The organism is Ruegeria sp. CDSC054 (genome assembly GCF_059610645.1).
This window is the reverse complement of the sequence record NZ_JBXWOA010000001.1, coordinates 683,942-702,925: the sequence shown is the minus strand read 5'-3', so window position 1 is coordinate 702,925 and position 18,984 is coordinate 683,942. Positions and strand designations below refer to the sequence as shown.

Annotated in this window: 21 protein-coding genes; 7 read left to right on the top strand and 14 right to left on the bottom strand. The window is 57.6% G+C overall.

What is annotated here, in order from left to right:
- Positions 1-29: 29 nt before the first annotated feature.
- Positions 30-1,052, bottom strand: a complete 1,023-nt coding sequence (ilvC, locus tag AC2FGC_RS03455; protein WP_108858914.1) for a ketol-acid reductoisomerase — start codon at positions 1,050-1,052, stop codon at positions 30-32.
- A 132-nt stretch (positions 1,053-1,184) separates the two neighbouring features.
- Here ilvC and AC2FGC_RS03450 point away from each other — a divergent pair, with 132 nt between their 5' ends.
- Together AC2FGC_RS03450 and AC2FGC_RS03445 are read left to right on the top strand one after the other, a co-directional pair.
- Entirely contained in the window at positions 1,185-1,640 is a 456-nt protein-coding gene (locus AC2FGC_RS03450) for an Lrp/AsnC family transcriptional regulator (RefSeq protein ID WP_496722201.1), read from the top strand.
- On the top strand, positions 1,637-2,095 hold the full coding sequence (locus AC2FGC_RS03445) for an Lrp/AsnC family transcriptional regulator (RefSeq protein WP_496781418.1): 459 nt from the start codon (positions 1,637-1,639) through the stop codon (positions 2,093-2,095). The genes AC2FGC_RS03450 and AC2FGC_RS03445 overlap by 4 nt, the downstream gene beginning before the upstream one ends.
- 6 nt (positions 2,096-2,101) lie before the next feature.
- On the opposite strand, the gene hutC is transcribed toward AC2FGC_RS03445, so the two are convergent.
- Complete coding sequence (gene hutC, locus AC2FGC_RS03440) at positions 2,102-2,803, bottom strand: histidine utilization transcriptional repressor HutC (RefSeq protein WP_472723525.1); 702 nt, start codon at positions 2,801-2,803, stop codon at positions 2,102-2,104.
- A gap of 230 nt (positions 2,804-3,033) precedes the next feature.
- Between hutC and AC2FGC_RS03435 the strand changes: the two genes are divergently transcribed.
- Positions 3,034-4,161 (top strand): aminotransferase class V-fold PLP-dependent enzyme, encoded by a 1,128-nt coding sequence (locus AC2FGC_RS03435; RefSeq protein WP_496781417.1) that lies wholly within the window; start codon positions 3,034-3,036, stop codon positions 4,159-4,161.
- A gap of 13 nt (positions 4,162-4,174) precedes the next feature.
- Here the strand turns inward: AC2FGC_RS03435 and AC2FGC_RS03430 are convergent, their stop codons facing one another.
- The 3 genes from AC2FGC_RS03430 to AC2FGC_RS03420 form a co-directional block, all read right to left on the bottom strand.
- Positions 4,175-5,371: a UbiH/UbiF family hydroxylase gene (locus tag AC2FGC_RS03430; protein ID WP_496722209.1), complete on the bottom strand. Its 1,197-nt coding sequence runs from the start codon at positions 5,369-5,371 to the stop codon at positions 4,175-4,177.
- A 76-nt stretch (positions 5,372-5,447) separates the two neighbouring features.
- Entirely contained in the window at positions 5,448-5,696 is a 249-nt protein-coding gene (locus AC2FGC_RS03425; protein WP_496722211.1) for a hypothetical protein, read from the bottom strand.
- Between the two features lie 86 nt (positions 5,697-5,782).
- Entirely contained in the window at positions 5,783-6,427 is a 645-nt protein-coding gene (locus AC2FGC_RS03420; RefSeq protein WP_496722213.1) for a pyrimidine 5'-nucleotidase, read from the bottom strand.
- 100 nt (positions 6,428-6,527) lie between these two features.
- On the opposite strand from AC2FGC_RS03420, the gene AC2FGC_RS03415 reads away from it, so the two are divergent.
- Positions 6,528-7,175, top strand: a complete 648-nt coding sequence (locus AC2FGC_RS03415; protein ID WP_058273905.1) for a GntR family transcriptional regulator — start codon at positions 6,528-6,530, stop codon at positions 7,173-7,175.
- A gap of 3 nt (positions 7,176-7,178) precedes the next feature.
- Here the strand turns inward: AC2FGC_RS03415 and AC2FGC_RS03410 are convergent, their stop codons facing one another.
- Entirely contained in the window at positions 7,179-9,047 is a 1,869-nt protein-coding gene (locus tag AC2FGC_RS03410) for a glycosyltransferase (protein WP_496722215.1), read from the bottom strand.
- Positions 9,048-9,127: 80 nt separating this feature from the next.
- Positions 9,128-10,294, bottom strand: a complete 1,167-nt coding sequence (carA, locus tag AC2FGC_RS03405; RefSeq protein ID WP_113789064.1) for a glutamine-hydrolyzing carbamoyl-phosphate synthase small subunit — start codon at positions 10,292-10,294, stop codon at positions 9,128-9,130.
- Positions 10,295-10,477: 183 nt separating this feature from the next.
- On the opposite strand from carA, the gene AC2FGC_RS03400 reads away from it, so the two are divergent.
- The gene (locus AC2FGC_RS03400) at positions 10,478-10,963 is read left to right on the top strand and encodes a GatB/YqeY domain-containing protein (RefSeq protein ID WP_496722217.1); all 486 of its coding nucleotides are present in this window, start codon (positions 10,478-10,480) and stop codon (positions 10,961-10,963) included.
- A 21-nt stretch (positions 10,964-10,984) separates the two neighbouring features.
- Here AC2FGC_RS03400 and AC2FGC_RS03395 read toward each other — a convergent pair whose 3' ends face one another.
- From AC2FGC_RS03395 to ctaD, 4 genes are all read right to left on the bottom strand, one after another.
- Positions 10,985-11,479 carry a DUF2244 domain-containing protein gene (locus tag AC2FGC_RS03395; RefSeq protein ID WP_496722219.1) on the bottom strand — a complete coding sequence of 165 codons (495 nt, stop codon included), beginning with the start codon at positions 11,477-11,479 and terminating at the stop codon, positions 10,985-10,987.
- A gap of 44 nt (positions 11,480-11,523) precedes the next feature.
- Positions 11,524-12,123, bottom strand: a complete 600-nt coding sequence (locus AC2FGC_RS03390; protein WP_058273903.1) for a 2-hydroxychromene-2-carboxylate isomerase — start codon at positions 12,121-12,123, stop codon at positions 11,524-11,526.
- A 105-nt stretch (positions 12,124-12,228) separates the two neighbouring features.
- Positions 12,229-13,257, bottom strand: coding sequence for a bestrophin family protein (locus AC2FGC_RS03385; RefSeq protein WP_496722221.1), 1,029 nt, complete (start codon positions 13,255-13,257; stop codon positions 12,229-12,231).
- Positions 13,258-13,405: 148 nt separating this feature from the next.
- Entirely contained in the window at positions 13,406-15,079 is a 1,674-nt protein-coding gene (gene ctaD, locus AC2FGC_RS03380; protein WP_496722223.1) for a cytochrome c oxidase subunit I, read from the bottom strand.
- 289 nt (positions 15,080-15,368) lie between these two features.
- On the opposite strand from ctaD, the gene AC2FGC_RS03375 reads away from it, so the two are divergent.
- Positions 15,369-15,788: an HIT family protein gene (locus tag AC2FGC_RS03375; protein ID WP_282118720.1), complete on the top strand. Its 420-nt coding sequence runs from the start codon at positions 15,369-15,371 to the stop codon at positions 15,786-15,788.
- A gap of 11 nt (positions 15,789-15,799) precedes the next feature.
- Here AC2FGC_RS03375 and AC2FGC_RS03370 read toward each other — a convergent pair whose 3' ends face one another.
- Positions 15,800-16,225 carry a MerR family transcriptional regulator gene (locus AC2FGC_RS03370; RefSeq protein ID WP_496781416.1) on the bottom strand — a complete coding sequence of 142 codons (426 nt, stop codon included), beginning with the start codon at positions 16,223-16,225 and terminating at the stop codon, positions 15,800-15,802.
- 84 nt (positions 16,226-16,309) lie between these two features.
- Between AC2FGC_RS03370 and AC2FGC_RS03365 the strand changes: the two genes are divergently transcribed.
- Positions 16,310-17,257 carry a cation diffusion facilitator family transporter gene (locus tag AC2FGC_RS03365; RefSeq protein WP_496722227.1) on the top strand — a complete coding sequence of 316 codons (948 nt, stop codon included), beginning with the start codon at positions 16,310-16,312 and terminating at the stop codon, positions 17,255-17,257.
- A 298-nt stretch (positions 17,258-17,555) separates the two neighbouring features.
- Here the strand turns inward: AC2FGC_RS03365 and lipB are convergent, their stop codons facing one another.
- The gene (gene lipB, locus AC2FGC_RS03360; RefSeq protein WP_496722229.1) at positions 17,556-18,212 is read right to left on the bottom strand and encodes a lipoyl(octanoyl) transferase LipB; all 657 of its coding nucleotides are present in this window, start codon (positions 18,210-18,212) and stop codon (positions 17,556-17,558) included.
- Between the two features lie 39 nt (positions 18,213-18,251).
- A complete protein-coding gene (locus tag AC2FGC_RS03355; protein ID WP_496781415.1) occupies positions 18,252-18,911 on the bottom strand; it encodes a DsbA family oxidoreductase in 660 nt (219 codons plus the stop codon).
- Positions 18,912-18,984 lie beyond the last annotated feature (73 nt).

Below are 18,984 nucleotides of genomic sequence, written 5' to 3'. Positions count from 1 at the left end.
GGCCGCCCTTTCGCATTCGCTTGGTGGAATCAGTTCTTTTCCTGATCGACCAGCTTGCCAGCAGAGATCCACGGCATCATGTCGCGCAGTTTCTTACCAACCTGCTCGATCTGATGCTCATCATTGTGGCGGCGAGCCGCTTTGATGGTCGGCTGACCGACGGCGTTTTCCAGCATGAAGTCACGCACGAACTTCCCTGTTTGGATGTCCGACAGCGTCTCTTTCATCGCTTTCTTGGTCTGCTCATAGGGCAGGATCCGTGGGCCGGTGACGTACTGGCCGTATTCGGCAGTGTTTGAGATCGAGTAATCCATGTTCGCGATACCGCCTTCATAGATCAGGTCAACGATCAGCTTGGTTTCGTGCAGACACTCGAAATAGGCCATTTCGGGCGCATAACCTGCCTCAACCAGAGTTTCGAAACCACAACGGATCAGTTCGACGATACCGCCGCACAGAACGGCCTGCTCGCCGAACAGGTCGGTTTCGCACTCTTCGCGGAAGTTGGTTTCGATGATGCCCGAGCGGCCGCCACCGATGGCCGAGCAATAGGACAGGCCGATTTCCAGCGCTTTGCCGGTAGCGTCGTTGTTCACGGCAACCAGGCAAGGCACGCCGCCGCCTTTGACGTATTCGCCGCGCACGGTGTGGCCGGGGCCTTTGGGGGCCATCATGATGACGTCGATGCCTTCTTTCGGCTCGATCAATCCGAAGTGGACGTTCAAGCCATGGGCAAAGGCAATGGCCGAGCCGGGCTTGATGTTGTCATGTACGTATTTCTTGTAGGTCTCGGCTTGCAGTTCGTCGGGCATGGTGAACATGATGACGTCGCACCAGGCTGCCGCTTCGGCGATGCCCATGACTTCCAGACCTTCGGCTTCGGCTTTTTTGGCGGATGCCGAGCCTTCGCGCAGAGCGACGACAAGGTTCTTCGCGCCTGAGTCGCGCAGGTTCAGTGCGTGGGCGTGGCCTTGGCTGCCGTAGCCCAGGATTGCCACTTTCTTGTCTTTGATCAGGTTGATGTCGCAATCGCGATCGTAATAGACGCGCATGTCGCCGGTCCTTTCTGGTTAGATTGCCGAGGGTTTTACCTGCCGAATGTTGTATTGGCGATAGGGTTGTACTTGAGTATTTGTGAAAAAGATGAAGAATAATTCTCGAAATACCGTAAATGCGAAGAATTCATGCTTGATGACATAGACCGCCGAATCCTGCGCCACTTTCAGGCCGATCCCAGCCTGACTGCTGCGGAACTGGCCGAGCGTTGCCGTATCAGCCAGGGTGTCTGCTGGCGCCGGGTCGAAAAGATGCAGGCCGCAGGCATCATCCAAGGGCAGGAGGCCGTGATCGACTGGGCGGCACTTGGGTACGCGGTCGAGGTTTCGCTGCGGGTCACACTGGACAAGACCCAATCGCGCGCGTTTGACGAATTTACTGCCGCCGCCCGGCAAGTGCCCGAGGTGATCGAATTGCAAACATTTCTGGGCAGGGTGGATGTGCGCCTGTCGGTGATAGCCAGGGACATGGCGCATTATCAACAACTCTACCGCGACCGCATTCTGACCCTGCCGCATATCGCGGATATCGAGGCCCTGATGCATATCGCGAGGGTGAAAAGCGAAGAGGTGCTGCCGGTATGACCGATCTGGATGAACTTGACCGAAAGATACTGCGCGCGCTGGCGCAGGATGCTTCGCTAAGCGCGGGGGCGTTGGGACGTAAGCTGGGATTGTCACAACCCGCGACATGGCGGCGCATCCGCCGGCTGGAAACCTCGGGCATTATCAAAGGTCGCCGGCTGCGCTTGAATGCCGAGGCGTTGGGCTTTGGTGTGACCGTGTTCCTTGGCGTGAAACTGGCGCGCAAGGGTCAGGTCAGTCTGGAGGATTTTGAGCGTGCCGTCAGTGCTATTCCAGAAGTTCAGACCGTCGAGCATGTGCTGGGTCTGTACGACTATCGCCTGCGGGTGGTTGCCCGCGACTTGTCCGATTTTGAGCGGGTCCTGCGCCGTCGGATCATGACCTTGCCCGGCGCAGGAGATGTCGAAGCCAACGTTCTGCTAAGTGAGGAACGTTTGCCGGGACCGATCGGATAAGCCCGTTCAGTATCGCGTGCGGATGCAATATCCCGGATGGTGCGTCATCCGGGCAAATGCCATCGGATTTCCGTTCTTCCAGGTCGTGCGCTCTAGCTGGATCATCGACGTTCCGGGGGTGGTTCCCATGAATTCCGCCAATCGTCCGTCCGCGGAGATCGCGCAAAAGGAGACTTCAGCCTCGGTAAACGGAGAGGCGTTCAATAGCCATTCATGCGGGCCGTGGCTGGTCAGATCGGCATGTTCGATTTCGGGCACCGCATCTATGTTGATCCAACGTTCTTCCAACTGGAAGGGACGGTTGTCGGCATAATGCATACAGATGACTTGCAGGACGCGAATGTCAGCGGATACACCGATCTGCGAAGCCAGCCAACCGGGGCTTGCGACCACGTTGCGTTCAACCAGCGAGTACCGATAGGTTGCATTTTGGCTTTCAACCGTTTGACGAGCCAAAGAAAATTCTAGCTTTGCATGCTTGCTGGGTTCCTTTTTGACCCGGGTCCCGCTTTTGCGTTTGCGCTCGACAAATCCCTGATCAGAAAGCTCGCGCAGGGCACGGTTCACTGTCGCGCGTGCGCAATTGAATTCCTCGGCAAGCTGTGTTTCGGTTGGCAGAAGCGATCCCTGCGGCCAAATGCGGCTTTCGATCCGCCGTTTGACTTCGTCCCGTACAACTTGAAAACTGATCCGCTTATGCGCATTCACCTGTCGAAATACCTTTCTTCTGCAAAGTGAGTGCATCTGGTCAGAAACACGTCAGAGTGTAAAGGGCGGCTGACACTAATTGGCGTCATTTCTTGCCAGATTCGACCAACAAAATATCATTTGAGTGTTTTGTTTTTAGTTCCCTTAGGCCAGATATTCGGGTTCAGTACGGGTCTCGGCAAATTAACCCGGGTCGCGAGGCCGCTGACGACAATTTGAAAGGACAAACCATGCCAGCGCTATTGGACACCGTCGATCCCTCTGGGCTCGAAGAGTTCTCGGTCGTGTTTACGGATCGGTCTCTGAACCACATGTCAGTGCAGTTTCAACAGGTGATGCGGGACATATCGGGCTTGTTGAAGGATGTATATAATGCGGATGGTGTGGCGATTATCCCTGGTGGTGGCACCTATGGGATGGAGGCCGTCGCCCGGCAATTTGCACGCAACGCCAATGTACTTGTCGTTCGGAATGGGTGGTTTTCCTACCGCTGGAGCCAGATTATCGAATCCGGTGATCTGACGGCGTCAGCGACGGTTCTCAAAGCCCGTGAAACCGGCAATTCCAGCCCGTCGCCCTTTGCCCCCGCACCGATTGACGAGGTTGTTTCAACAATCCGTGAACAGCGTCCGGATGTTGTATTTGCCCCACATGTAGAGACCTCGGCCGGGGTCATTCTGCCCGACGTTTACGTGACCGCCATGGCCGCGGCAGCGCATGAGGTTGGGGCGTTAATGGTGCTGGACTGCATCGCGTCGGGTTGTGCCTGGGTCGATATGAAGGCCACTGGTGTGGATGTCCTGATCTCGGCCCCCCAGAAAGGGTGGAGCGCATCGCCCTGCGCGGGCCTTGTCATGCTATCTGAGCGTGCCGAAGCGCGGTTGGAGGAGACGACGTCCGACAGCTTTGCCGTTGATCTGAAAAAATGGCGGCAGATCATGCAAGCCTATGAAAATGGTGGGCATGCGTATCACGCGACCATGCCAACGGATGCGTTGAAGGCGTTCCGCGATACGATGGTCGAGACCCGCGATTATGGGTTCGACAAGCTGCGGGACGCCCAATGGGCGTTGGGCGATGGAGTGCGGGCGATGCTGCGGGACAAGGGCATCGTCTCGGTAGCAGCGGACGGATTTGGCGCGCCGGGTGTCGTGGTCAGCTATACCTCGGACCCGGATGTTCAGAATGGTAAGAAGTTTGCGACGTTGGGCATGCAGATCGCAGCAGGTGTGCCGCTGCAATGTGATGAGCCTGAAGGGTTCAGCACCTTCCGCCTTGGTCTGTTTGGTCTGGACAAACTGTACGACGTCGACGGCACCATCGGACGGCTCAAGCGCGTGCTGGATCAGGTTCTGTGAAACCATTCGGGCCTTAGCGTACGCCGAGGCCCATTTGCATCAAGGTCTTGCGAACAGCCGGTAGAGAATAGAGCGCATTTAGCCCCATTGCCCGGACGTCCCTTAACGGCCGCGCCTCGATCATCGAGGCGCGGTTCAACAGGTCGATGCCTTTGACCCGCATCTCGATTTCGGTGTGGCGAGCCTTGTGATAGGCCTCGAGCATCTGCGCATCGCCCAGACCTTCAGGACGGGCCTGCGCCAGTTCCAGCAGACTGCTCAGATCGCCCAGCGACATGTTCAATCCCTGTGCACCAATTGGCGGCACCACATGGGCGGCCTCTGCCATCAGCGCGACTCGCTCGCCAGCCAGACGTTCTGCTGACTGGCTGATGATCGGCCAGATGGTCCGGCGCGAAGCCAGTTTTAACGGTCCGAACAACCCACAGGACCGTTCGGTCATCAACGCTTCAAACGCCTCGGGCTCGGTGTTGAGCAACTCAACCGCGCGGGGTCCGCGCTCCATCCACACAATCGCCGAAGACGGTTGCCCCTGCCAATCGGGCAGGGGGACCAGGGTGAACGGCCCGCCCGAGCGGTGAATTTCGGTCGAAACATTGTCGTGCGGGATGGGATGTGTGACTGCAAAGGCCAATGCTTTCTGGCCATAGCGCGTGGTATGGACGTTGATCCCAGCCGCCTCGCGCATGGGAGAGTTGCGCCCGTCAGCGGCGACCACCAGTTTGCAACGAATGCGGCTGCCGTCACTCAGGCCGACACGCGCTTCGGCAGTGCGGGTGAACAGACTGACAGTGCCAGTACCGGGGCGGAAATCGACGTTGGGCAGTTCGGCCAGTCGTGCCACCATCTCGCGCCGCAACAGCCAGTTGGGCAGGTTCCAGCCGAAGGGCAGATCCGAAATATCTGCGGCGTTGAAATCGCGTACCACGCGGGGTTCAGGAACATCTCCACCTGCGTCCACAATCCGCATGATCTGCAAGGGGGCCGCGTGTGCGTCCAGCCGTTGCCACAACCCACATTGCTCTAACAAGCCGTGCGCCGGTTGCAAAAAGGCGGTGGTCCGCAAATCAGAGCCGTCCACGTCGCGCTCGGTTATCGGGAGCGTCGGGTCGACACAAATAACGTCGAACCCGGCGGTTCCAAAGGCTGCCGCAGCGGTCAGACCGGCGATTCCGCCGCCTGAAATCAGGATGTCACAGCTGTCTTTCATGACCTTGGCCTCCGAGTGTTGGGCAGAACCTAGTTCGGTTCTGCATCGGGTGCCAAGTGACATCCTGTCCCGCGTGTCAGCCGCGTGAAATCAGGATGAGGATCAGGAACATCACCGGCACCATCATCACGGCTGGCATGTACAGGCCCGGCAGACCGAACAACAGGGCAGAACAGCCCCACATGCTGAAAATCGCGGCCGCTGTATAACCCCAATCTGCGCCCTTTGCATGAGCGGCATCCTTGGCCAGCCAGCCAAACAGGGGAACTGCAAACAACAGGCGCTGCCAGATGGGCAGGCGTCCGGGCATCTCGATCGCGCTCATGGGGTCTCCGATTCTGTTCGTCGCTGAGGCGCATATAGGGTCGATGATGCACCTGCAGAATGTGCAGATCGTCGCAGTGTGACAGCCTATCGCAGGCGGGCCAGAAACGCGGTCAAATCGTCGGTATGATGGTGGATATGCTCAGCCTTATGCTGCTCGGGCGCGACGTGAACAGTGCGCATTCCCATCGCGTGCGGAGCAGCCAGATTGCGCGGATCATCTTCAAACATGGCCGCCCTGTCGGCGTCGATGCCATCCTGTGCAAAGATCGCCTCGAACGCGGCCTGTTCGGGTTTTGGACGATAGCCCGCGTGTTCTACGCCATAAACCGCATCGAACAAACCGCTTAGGCCGCGTGCTTTTAGCACACGTTCGGCATAAGGCGCGCTGCCGTTGGTGTAAACGATGCGACGGCCAGGCAGGCATCGGATGTGGTCGGCCAACTCGGCGTCGGGGTCCATATGGCTCATGTCCACCTGATGCACGGCGTACAGATAGGGTTCGGGGTCCAGGTCGTGCTCAGCCATCAAGCCAGCCAGCGTGGTGCCGTATTCCCGCCAATAGTGCGAGCGCAGACGATCCGCCTCGGCTCGGTCGACGCCAATGGCCTGCACCACATAGTCCGTCATCAGCACCTCGATCTGGTCGAATAGTTGCATATGAGGCGGGTACAGTGTGTTGTCGAGGTCGAACACCCATTGGGTGACGTGCGAAAAGGAAGGTTTGACCATGGGTTGGGTTTAGGCCGCCATGCACAGGTTTTCAATGCTACACTTGATTGCACTGGCCCGAGGCGGATAGACATGTCCGAACGAGGAGAAATAACACCCCATGCCGCAATCCCGTCAGCCCAACAAAGACGCCTATAGCCTTATTCTCGAAGCGATTGATGTGGGCGTTTACAAGCCCGGCGACCGATTGGTCGAAAGTGAGCTGGCAGAACGATTTGGCGTGTCCCGCACGCCGATCCGCGAAGCGTTGCAGCGCCTTGAGACGCAATCCCTGCTAGAGCGTGACGGACGATCACTGATCGTGGCCTCATTGGATCACAACCAAATGGCCGAACTTTATGTGGTCCGGCGCGAGTTGGAAGGGTTGGCCGCAAAGCTGGCCGCGAAACACGCCACCGAGGAAGAGATAAAAGTGCTGCAGGACATGGTCGCCGCTGACGATGCTTTGGTGAATGATCCGACGGCACTGTCGCGGGCCAACCGGCGGTTTCATGAACAGATCCATCTGGCTTCGCACAACCGGTATCTGGTGCAGCAGCTGAATCTTGTGCACCGCACAATGGCTCTGATGGCTACGACCTCGCTTGCCGTTCAGGGCCGTGGCGAGATTGCGCAAAGTGAGCATAAGGGCATTGTCGAGGCGATCACCGCCCGTGATGAAGAGGCGGCAGAGCGCGCGCTGAAAGAACATATCTCGGTGGCGTTCATGACCCGGCTGAAACAGGATGCGGTGTTGCGCGAGAAATGACCGTCAGTGCGGCTGTACTTCTTCGCGGGCCTGCCCATGCTGAGTTTTGTCCCAGAAGAACGGGTTGCTGGCCAGCTCCCACAGGGCTTTGTAGGCGGCTAATACGCCTAGCGGAAAATACAATGGCATTGTTGGAACCCACGGCATCAGGAACCGTCTTTCCTGTGCTGCAACGGCTAGCATTCCAACGATCAGATTGGTGATCTCGGCCACCAGAAACAGGCTGATGAGTGTGTAGAAGGCCCAATCAGACAAAAGCGGATCGAACGGGCCAGGCAAGCCCAGTGTTGCCAACCAAAATAGCCATAGGACCGGTGCCAGTAGAAACTGCCCAATAGTGCCCAAGAAGAACGCCTGAACGCCAAGAAATCGCTTGAACCCGATGTCGCCAAGCAGGCGCCGCGGCGCACGCATGTGCACCAGATAGGTCACCATGAACCCCTTCAGCCAGCGCGAGCGCTGCTTGACCCAGGGCCAGGCGCGAAAGTTTGCCTCTTCATAGGTGGTGGTATCAACCATCTCGGTTCGATAGCCCGCGCGGCTGAGGCGCACGCCCAGATCGGCATCTTCCGTTACATTGTGGGCATCCCAGCCGCCAAGCTCCAGCAGCTTGTCCCTGCGGAAAAAGAATGTTGTGCCCCCAAGCGGGACGACCAGACCCAGATTCGCAATGCCTTGCAGGATGATCCGAAACCAGCTGTTGTATTCGATGGTAAAACAGCGTGACCGCCAATTTGTGCGCGGGTTGTAATAATCCAGAACACCTTGCAGGCAGACGACGTCTTCGTCAGCCCGCGCAAAATGCCGGACCACCCGTTCGATCTGATCCGATTGCGGGGCGTCCTCGGCATCCCACACACCCAGAATGTCGCCACGGCAATAATCCAGCGCGTAGTTCATCGCGCGGGGCTTTGTCGTCAGTCCATTCAGTTCCGGGACTTCCAATGTTCTGATCCAGCTGGGTAGATCCACTCGGCTTAATGTGGTGCGCGTGACCTCATCTGAGGCCTCCAGCACCAGAATGACATCCAACAACGCCTTTGGGTAGGTCAGGCGTTGTAGCCGCTTTATTAAAGCGCTTGCTATTTCTCGTTCTTTGTAAAGGGGTACCATCATCGACACGCGTGGCAATCGCAGCGGGACAGGTTCGGGCGTTGGGCACACTAGGCGGTATCTCATAAGATATGAGACCAAGCCTGCCATGCGCAAAATCATGAACATAAGCAGCGAAACCGTGGCCGTGGTCAAAAGAACAGTCAGACCAACCAGAGGAAAGGCTGAAAAAAAGCAAAGAAGCCCCGCAAGGGCCGCGATGGGACCCGCGCGCTTTGTCGGCGTCCATGATCGACAGCTCTGATCCTTGTCGACCCGGGTTTCCGCGCCTTTTGCCAAAGTGTCGGAAAATGCGCTGGCAATCGCGTGATCAATCTGACTGGTCGATGCAAGTACCGGTGCAATCGTGTGTTCGGTGTGGGACAGGGCGGCGCGTACCGCGGCAAAGCGGTTCGGATCAGCGGTCGCGATCAGCAGGATCGGGCCGATGCGTTGCCACGGGATCACATTATGCTTCAGCCAGAACTCGACCGGTTTGATGTCACATAAGGTCGGGGAGGGGGGCGTGTTTTTCAGATCGGCAATTTGCAGGTTGGTCTGCTCAGATAAAGCTTCCATGACTTCCTGACGGCTGATCCAGCCCTCTCCGACAAGGATCTCGCCCAGCGGGGCCTGTTGTCTGGACTGCAGATGCAGCGCCATTTCCAGTTGCGCGGTGGTGATGCATCCACGTTCGACCAAACAGGTGCCTAGGGGTTTCCGCGGTCGATTGGAAATCGGCGCGGCGCGCGCGAATTGCTGCAGGTTATGTTCAACCATAAAAATACCCTGACACGGTGACCCGCGTCAGGGTGGCTCAATCAAGGTTAACAGCGCGTTAACACTAAACGATGGAGTGGTTAAGCCTGTGCTTTCTTGTCTGCCATTGCTTCGGCAAAGCGTTCGAACAGATAGTAGCTGTCCTGTGGGCCGGGCGAGGCTTCGGGGTGGTGCTGCACTGAATAGACAGGGCGATCGGTCATGCGGATGCCGCAGTTGGACCCATCAAACAACGAGCGGTGGGTTTCCACAACGCCGTCGGGCAGGGACTGGGCGTCCACCGCAAAGCCGTGGTTCATCGAGGTGATCTCGACCTTGCCGGTATCCAGGTCTTTGACCGGATGGTTGGCCCCGTGGTGGCCGTGGTTCATCTTGACGGTATGGCCGCCCAAAGCCAGCGCCAGCATCTGGTGGCCCAGACAGATGCCAAAGACGGGCAGATCGGTAGCGTCTAGAACCTCTTTGATCATCGGTACGGCGTATTCACCAGTGGCTGCCGGGTCTCCGGGGCCGTTCGACAGGAACACGCCATCGGGATTATGGGCCAGCACCTCGGCAGCCGTCGCCGTTGCAGGCAAAACCGTGACGTCGCAACCAGCCGAGGCGAGGCAGCGCAGGATATTGCGCTTTGCGCCAAAGTCGACGGCGACTACTTTATGCACCGGAGCTTCCTGACGTTTATACCCGTCCGGCCAGGCCCACCGCATTTCGTCCCAGCGATAGCTTTGGGCGCAGGTGACCTCTTTGGCCAGATCCATGCCTTCCAGACCGGCAAAGCCACGCGCGGCGGCGACCAGTGCCTCTATATCAAAGTTACCGTCGGGGTCATGCGCCAACGCGACATGAGGTGCGCCTTGCTGACGGATGGCACGGGTCAGGCGGCGGGTGTCCACGCCACCGATGGCGATGCGGCCACGGCGGGCCAGCCAGGTTTTCAACTCTTCGGCCGAGCGCCAGTTCGATGGCTCGGTCGGGTCCCATTTGACCACCATCCCGGCGGCAACCGGATCGCCGGTCTCGTCATCCTCGGGGTTAACGCCGACATTGCCGATATGAGGGAAGGTGAAGGTCACGATCTGTCCCGCATAAGAGGGGTCGGTCATGATTTCCTGGTATCCGGTCATGGCGGTGTTAAAGCACAGTTCAGCCACGGTTTGGCCGGTGGCACCGAAGCCCATACCGTAGAACAATGTACCGTCGGCCAATGCCAGACATGCGGTGGGCTTGGACGGGGCGTTCTGGGCCATGGCGCGACTCTCCTGCAAGGTAAACCGGCGCATACCTAAGGGGGTTGTCCGCTCGGGTCAAGTCTATTCAATTTTTAGGCTATTGTTTAAAATCAATAAGTTAGATGCATGCGTCCCCTGTTGTATCGCGCTTTTTGTTTCGATATGGTCGGGGTTCCTTTGCCATGGGGATGGACAGAACATATGGATATGCGATCACGGGTGAACACTGCCCTGAAGCAAGCAATGAAAGACAAGGATGCCGAGCGTCTGTCGACGCTGCGCTTGATTAATGCTGCGATCAAGGACCGTGACATCGCTTCGCGCGCGTCTGACAACGAAGAAGCCAAAGGCTGCGGCGACGCAGAGGTGCTTGAAATTCTTGGTAAAATGACGAAGCAGCGCAAAGAGAGCGCCCGTGCCTATGAAGAGGGCAGCCGTTTGGATCTGGCCGAACGGGAACTACGCGAGGTCGAGGTCATTGAGGAATTTCTGCCCAAGCAATTGGACGATGACGAGGTGAGCAAAGCCATTCAGATCGCAATCACGGCCACCGGTGCCGGGTCGATCCGCGACATGGGCAAAGTGATGGGTGAGCTGAAAACTCGCTACACCGGCCAGATGGATTTCGGCAAGGTTGGCCCGATGGTCAAAGACCAGCTTTGCGCTGGGGCAAGCGGCGGCTGCTAAGCCCTTTTCTTTTGCCAGATGCTAAGACTGCGCGACAGGTTCGCGCAGTTTTTTTGTGAGCTCATCAAACAGCGAAATCCGCTCTTCCTCAGACAGAAACGCGCCGATTTCAACTTCGCGACCGTCACCGGTCAGTGTGACATAATTCGGGACCGGGCCGCCGCGCTCGTGCATTTCGGGGCGCGCCCAATAGCGGTTGCACGACCACGCCTGCTGCCCCCGTTGGGGGTGATGCTGCACCAGACGGGCCTGCGATCTGGTCAAGGTCAACACCTCGAAAACGCTGCGTGCACGGTAATTGGACTGGATCGCGAACCACAGTCCCAGAACGGTCAACAGCATGAATGGCAGCAAACCCCACAGCAAAACCGAACCAAGTACAGCCATCAGGGGAATCAAGCCAAACAAAAAGACCGCCAACACCACACGCACCGCCCAGCGTGGGGGCAGAGAGTTATGCGGCCACAGGCGCAACTCTTGCTCGGAACTTGAGGTTTGATTCCATCGATACGGCATGGTGCAAAAATAGCGCAACACCTGCCGGTGTCTAACAGGAAAGATCAGATGACGTGCCCAACTCTGGCCCAGGATAACGCGTCGTCCAGCCGGTCATCGCCCCAGAAAACCTCGCCGCGAACGACCAGGCTGGGGGCGCCAAAAACGCCCAGCTTTGTGGCCTGTTCGGTTTCGGTTTCAAGGGCCGAGATCGTGTCCGGGCTGCGTGCGCGGGCAAGCGTCAGGCGCGGGTCCTGCTGACACCGATGCAGCGCTTCTGATAACGCGGTTTCGCTGCCCGCCTCGATCCCTTCCTCGAACCAGATGCGGTACAGGTTTTGAGTAAAGGATTTGCCCCAGCCATCCGACATACCCAGCACAGCGACCTGATTGGCCAGCGCAAGATCCGAGATCGGGTAGGGTGCTGGAAGCGTGGCGTGCAGGTGGTACTTTGCGGCGCGCCGCTCGATATCACGCCACATATATGCGGATTTGGCCGGTTTGCCTGCAAAGGGAATATTCTGCTGTTCGGACATCACGGTTCGCACATTGAACGGTCGCCAATTGACGGTCGCGTCATGCTCATCACACCAATCATCCAGGCGCATAATCGTCAGGAAGCTGTATGTGCTACCGATGGAAAACCAAAAATCTATTTCGGGCATCTGACGGCTCCGATCCCAGGGTTTCTGGATGCATGATACCCTAAATTGGGCAGATTATCGAACGCACCCTGAAATGGCGTTGCGGACACGCCAAATCGGGTCGCTCTAAAACAGAACTTTTTCGATGGGTTGTGCGGGTTGAGGCGCAACCCCGCAGTCGGTCATCTGCCGTAAGTCAATCTCGATGCTGCGACACAGGGCCGAGATCGGAACATCGGTCACATCCCCTTCGAACGGATCCTCCATCGAGGCGCTGACGCGTTCGGTGACAAAGAAGATCCAGCAAACCAGCGCCCCAACCGGCGCGAATGTCAGCCAGTCGAAAATAACAAGCTGCCATACAGAGATATCTGCGCCGGGGATGATTGATCGCTCGTCGTTGAACGCCAGCGGCAGCATGAAGATGAAGATCCAACTGAAGACGCGACCGACCTCGGCAACCTGTCTGGGGAACGGTGTGTTCTTGATGCGCTCACATTGCCCCTGTGTCGTCGTAAACCGGGCGAGGCGGTCCATCAGGGCGACGTGCCAATAGGGGTCAATGCCGCGGCTGCGTGCCAATTCTGCTAGCTTTTCGCCCTGAAGAAACAACAGATAGGCGGCGCGATTGCTCTTGCCCTCAAGCCTTGCCAAGTCGATTGGCAACTGGCGTTCGCGCCAGCATTCGGGCATTTGATGCAACTCGGTTCGGTCAGAAATAGGTTTGTGCCCAAACATCCATGGGCGTCGGCTGCGTCCTGTCGGCGAGGGCTGGCGCAGCTGAAAGGCAAGCATATTGAGCCACGCGATGTGACGTTCGATCAGTTCGTCGCGCAGCGCGGGATCAATCGGTGTGCCGTCGGGCAGCACCAGATTGCTAATAGTGTTGCCCCAGTCCCGGCTGGCATTGACGATCTCGCCCCAGATGCTGCGCGCCTCGGACCATCGCGCAAAGGCCGATGTGTTTTTGAAGCCCAGAAAGAATGCCACTGCCAGCCCGAGCATGGTGACGGGCGGGCTGGGGTTCGAGATCAGCTCGATTGTCGTGAGCCCGTCCGCCAGAACAACCAGCAGCGTCCATGTCAGCACGATGCAGATAAAGCCAAAGGAGCCCTTGACCATCTGTCGTACAGTAATTCCGTCGTGAAGGATCATGACCGACCGGGTCCTGCGCAATTGGCTATTGCAGATAAGTCTAGCGGCTTATTCTCGGGCAAGTCTATGCCAGCGTTGTTTAATTCTTGAGGCGTGAAAAATGAAAAGCCCCGCATCTGCGGGGCTTTGTCAGTCTATATTGCCGGGATTAGTGGGCGTGGCCTTTATCCCAGTCTTCCTGCTTTGGCAGCTGTTCGAACGTGTGTTCGGGCGGCGGGGTAGGCAGGGTCCATTCCAGCGTGTCCGCGTATTCGTTCCACGGGTTCGGACGTGTTTCTTTCGCGCCGCGCAGCAGGGCGTAGATCACGATGCCGAAGAACAGCAGGAACGAAGCGAACGAGATGAACGCACCAATCGACGATACAAAGTTCCACTGGGCGAATGCCTCAGGGTAGTCGATGTAACGACGCGGCATGCCCTGACGGCCCAGGAAGTGCTGCGGGAAGAAGGTCAGGTTGGCGCCGATGAAGAACAGCCAGAAGTGAACTTTGCCCCAGAATTCCGAGTACTGACGACCTGTCATTTTCGAGAAGTAGAAGTACACGCCCGCGAAGATCGCAAACACGGCACCCAAGCTCATCACGTAGTGGAAGTGCGCAACCACGTAATAGGTGTCGTGATACGCACGGTCCACACCGGCCTGCGACAGAACCACACCGGTCACACCGCCAACGGTGAACAGGAACAGGAAGCCGAAGGCGAACAGCATCGGTGTCTTGAACTCGATCGAACCGCCCCACATGGTCGCGATCCACGAGAAGACCTTAACCCCGGTCGGCACCGCAATGACCATCGTGGCCAGCATGAAGTACGCCTGCTGACGCAGTGACAGGCCAACGGTGTACATGTGGTGCGCCCACACGACAAAGCCCAGCACACCAATCGCGATGATCGCCCAAACCATCGGCAGGTAACCGAAGACCGGCTTGCGCGAGAAGGTTGCGATGACGTGGCTGATGATGCCGAACCCAGGCAGGATCACGATGTACACTTCCGGGTGGCCAAAGAACCACAGGATGTGCTGATACAGGATCGGATCGCCGCCACCGGCGGGATCAAAGAAGGTGAAGCCAAAGTTGCGATCCATCAGCAACATGGTGATTGCGCCCGCCAGAACCGGCAGGGACAACAGAATCAGCCACGAGGTGACAAAGATCGACCAGCTGAACAGCGGCACCTTGAACAGGGTCATGCCCGGGGCACGCATGTTCAGGAAGGTGGTGATCATGTTGATCGCGCCGAGGATCGAGGAGGCGCCCGATACGTGCACGGCAAAGATCGCAAGGTCCATGGACATGCCGCCTTCGGTTGTCGACAGCGGCGGGTACAGAACCCAGCCTACGCCCGAACCGAGCTGATCGTTACCACCGGGGCTCAGCAACGAGGCCACACCCAGCGACGTACCAGCGACATAAAGCCAGAAAGACAGGTTGTTCATCCGCGGGAAGGCCATGTCCGGTGCACCGATCTGCAACGGCATGAAATAGTTGCCAAATCCGCCGAAAAGCGCGGGGATGACCACGAAGAACATCATCAGAACACCGTGGTAGGTGATCATAACGTTCCACAGGTGTCCGTTAGGGGTGCAGAGCTCGGCTCCGCTGCCGAACAGTCGGAAGCCTTCCAGGCACATATGCTGCACCCCGGGTTCCATCAATTCGATCCGCATGACAACAGTCATCAGAACTGAAATCAGACCGGCAAGTGCCGAGACGACCAGGTATAGAATCCCGATGTCCTTGTGGTTGGTCGACATGAACCAGCGCTGGAAAAATGTGCGCTGGTCTTCATGGTCGTGACCATGAATGGCTGCGTCTGCCATTATAGGTGCCTCCTGTTGCAACTGCACCGCGCAGTTGGACCTCTCCAACGCGCGGGATTCCTGCTGGTTTTAGATTGCGGGGGGACGACCTTCAATGGTCGAGTTTGATCTGGATCAAGATTAATTGTCGCGGGCAGGAGGGCGACCCGCGAAATTTTCACCAAATTCCGCATTCATCTGGGTATCAGCGCCTCGAATTCAAGGGGGCGGCTGGGAATTGCGTTCCCCGCTTGACCCGGGCCAGGGTGCGCCGCAGAACTGTCGGCAACGCGTTAATCGGAGAATTGAAATGACCGCTTATGATCCCGAGAATATTTTTGCCAAGATTTTGCGCGCAGAAATCCCTTCGAGCCGAGTATACGAAGATGACGATACGGTGGCTTTCATGGATATCATGCCGCGCGCGGACGGGCATCTGCTGGTGATCCCCAAAACCCCCTGCCGCAACATTCTGGATGCAACGCCTGCACAACTGGCTGCTGTGACCGCAACGGTCCAGAAAATGGCCAAGGCCGTCGTCGCAGCGTTTGATGCGGACGGGGTCACGATCCAGCAATTCAACGAGGCTGCCGGAGGGCAGGAGGTGTTCCACCTGCATTTCCATATCCTGCCACGCCATGATGGTGTTGCCGTGCGGGCACCCGGAACGATGGGCGATTTCGACCTGATCGCGCAGCATGCCGAAAAGATCAAAGCTGCGCTGAGCTAACTGGGAGGTAGTTACTTCGTGTGCGTTTGTGGCCCCGCGCACTCACTGTGATCTCCAAATGCGTGAAGCACGGCGCAGACATGGTCGTGCTTGCCATCGCAGGCTTTGGAAATTCGGGTCAGTTCGGCCTCAAGACTGCGCAGGCGGGAAATACGGTCCCGCAGGTCGGCCAGCTGTCTTTCGGCAATTTCATGCGCTTGGTTAAGGTCGCGGCCAGACGTGCCTTCCAGAGACAGCAAACCTACGACATCGGTCAGCGGTAAACCCAGATCGCGGCAATGGCGAATAAAATGCAGCCGTTTCAATGCAGTGTCGTCGTACCGGCGCTGATTACCCGCTGTTCGGTCCGGCCGCGGCAACAGCCCCTTGTCTTCATAAAACCGGATGGTCGGAACCTTGACACCCGTATGACGCGACAGAAACCCAATTGAATACATCTTTCTTCCTCAGGGCTCTTGAACCTCTAGTTACTAGAGGAATTACATGCAATGTGCAGCCGTAACAAGGGACAAACATTTCAGATGGCACATGATCACTCTCATAAGGGGCACAGCCACGCGCACCATCACATAGACCCGGAGGCAGGAGACGCGCGCGTTGCTTGGGCCATTGCCGTCAACATGTTCCTGACGCTGGCACAGGTCATTGGGGGCATTTTTTCAGGGTCGCTGGCGTTGATCGCTGACGCCCTGCATAATTTCTCTGACGCCATCGCGTTGGTCATCGCCTTTTTTGCCCGCAAAATAGCCCGCCGACCTGCCGACCCACGGATGAGCTTTGGCTATGGCAGGGCCGAGGTCGTGGCCGCGCTTGTCAACTACACCACTCTGGTCGTGCTGTCGGTGTACTTGTTCTACGAGGGTGTGATGCGGTTTTTTGAGCCTGAGCCGGTTAACGGCTGGATGGTCGTCTGGATTGCGGCGCTGGCTTTGATTGTGGACCTTGTCACGGCTGCGCTGACTTACTCGATGGCTAAGGACAGTATGAACATCCGGGCGGCGTTTCTGCACAACGTGGCGGACGCCTTGGGATCGGTGGCTGTGATCATTGCCGGTACCGCGGTGATCCTGTTCAACTGGACATGGGTAGACCCCGCCGTCACGATCCTGATTTCGGTCTACATACTGTGGCATGTCAAAAGTGAAATTGGCGAAACGATCCGCGTTCTGATGATGGCAGCGCCCCCCGAACTGGACCCGGAAGAAGTTGCCTCGGCCATCGAGGACATACCCGGAGTGTCCGAGGTTCACCATATCCACTTGTGGAGCATGCAGGAGAGAGAGCCTGCATTAACGGCCCATCTGGTCGTGGACGCGGCGGCCTGGGCTGATGCGGAAGGGGTGAGAGCCAGCGTCAGACATTCGCTCCGCGACCGATTTGCCATTGGTCACACCACGCTTGAGCTTGAGCAGATCGACCGCGCGTGTGTCGGGTCGTCACGTTTCGGGCATACAGAAGAGAATCCATAGAGTTGAATGTGAATTGCCGCTCCGATTTGGGGTCGGAACGGCAGACTCGTTAACTAATACCTTTCCGATTACTCGGGATGACCCAAGATCACCGGTTAACACACCACTCACTCTAAGAACGGTAAGTCTATACTACTCCCAAATACGCGGGATGTATCTATTTGAGTGAGCTTTTGGCTAATTTGCTCATTTTGCACTGCAAATATTGGGAAATTTCGGTCCAATGTGGAAACAGAGCTGCCAAAAATCGCGATATTGTTAACAGCACATGGACTCTGAACGATTCGCGGGTATCAATTCAGGCCCTATCGAGGTCAAAAACCTCTGAAAAAGTATTCCGCAGGGCCGTGTCCACGTCCACCAGGGTGACCGGCAACCCCAGATCGACAAGCGACGTAACCCCATGTTCGGTGATGCCGCAGGGGACAATACCTGAAAAATGCTCGAGGTCAGGTTCGACATTGATCGAGATGCCGTGGAAGCTGACCCATTTGCGCAGGCGCAATCCGATCGCCGCTACCTTATCCTCGGCAGGTTGGCCCGAAGCGGTCAGTGGTTTGTCGTTGCGCCGCACCCAAACACCGACGCGACCGTCACGGATTTCACCATGCACGTTGAACTCGGCCAGCGCTGCGATCACCCATTCTTCCAGTTGCTTGACGAAACGACGCACATCCTTGCCGCGTTTGTTCAGATCCAGCATCACATAGGCCACGCGCTGGCCGGGGCCGTGATAGGTGTATTCACCGCCGCGCTTGGCCTCAAAGACCGGAAAGCGATCCGGGTCGGTCAGGTCTTCGATCCGGGCTGAGGTGCCGGCGGTGTATAGCGGCGGATGCTCCAGCAGCCACACACACTCATCCGCTTCTCCGGCCGCAATTGCAGCCACGCGCGCCTCCATGAAGGCGACGGCGTCATTGTAATCGGTCAGCCCGTCAGTGATCTTCCATTCCATAAGTGCTCCATACCGCCGGGGCAGTGCGAAGAAAAGAGGTCACGCAGCCTCGGTCAGGCACCGCTGCAACAGGTCCGAATAGGTTTCGGCCCCCTGCGCACCGGTCACCAGGTACTTGCCAGCAAACACCATCGACGGAACACCTGAAACACCACGACTGGTCCAGAACTGTTGCTTTTCGCGAACCGCCGCAACGTGATCGCCCGAAGTCAGAGCCGCTTGGGCGGCGTCCCGGTCCAGCCCCGCCGCTTGGGCCGCATCAAGCAGGACCTCGGATTGGGATACGTCCTGTTGATTGGTGAAGTAAGCCTCGAACAGGGCCATCTTCAACGGATGCTGGCGGCCTTGCGTTTCGGCCCAGTCCAGCAGCTGATGCGCTGCAAAAGTATTTACCATCCGGCTGTCGTCATTGAAGTTGAACGAAAAGCCAAGCTCGGCGCCGATCTGGGTTAGCCGATCACGGGCCTGCTGGCTCTGCTCGACCGTCGAGTCATACTTCTCCATGATATGTTCGCGCAGATTCTGACCCTCTGGCGGCATATTGGGGTTCAGCTCAAAAGGATGCCATCTGAGATTGGCGAGCACGTTTTGTTCTTTCAAAGCCAGGTCAAGCTGGCGAAACCCCACGATGCACCAGGGGCACACGACGTCTGAGACGATATCAATCTGGACAATTGGGCGGGGATCTTGCGCGGTCATGGGCGGGCTCCGGGGAAGGGGGAAATATACGCTGTCTGCAGTACAGATATGGATGGCACCGCGGAATTCAAAT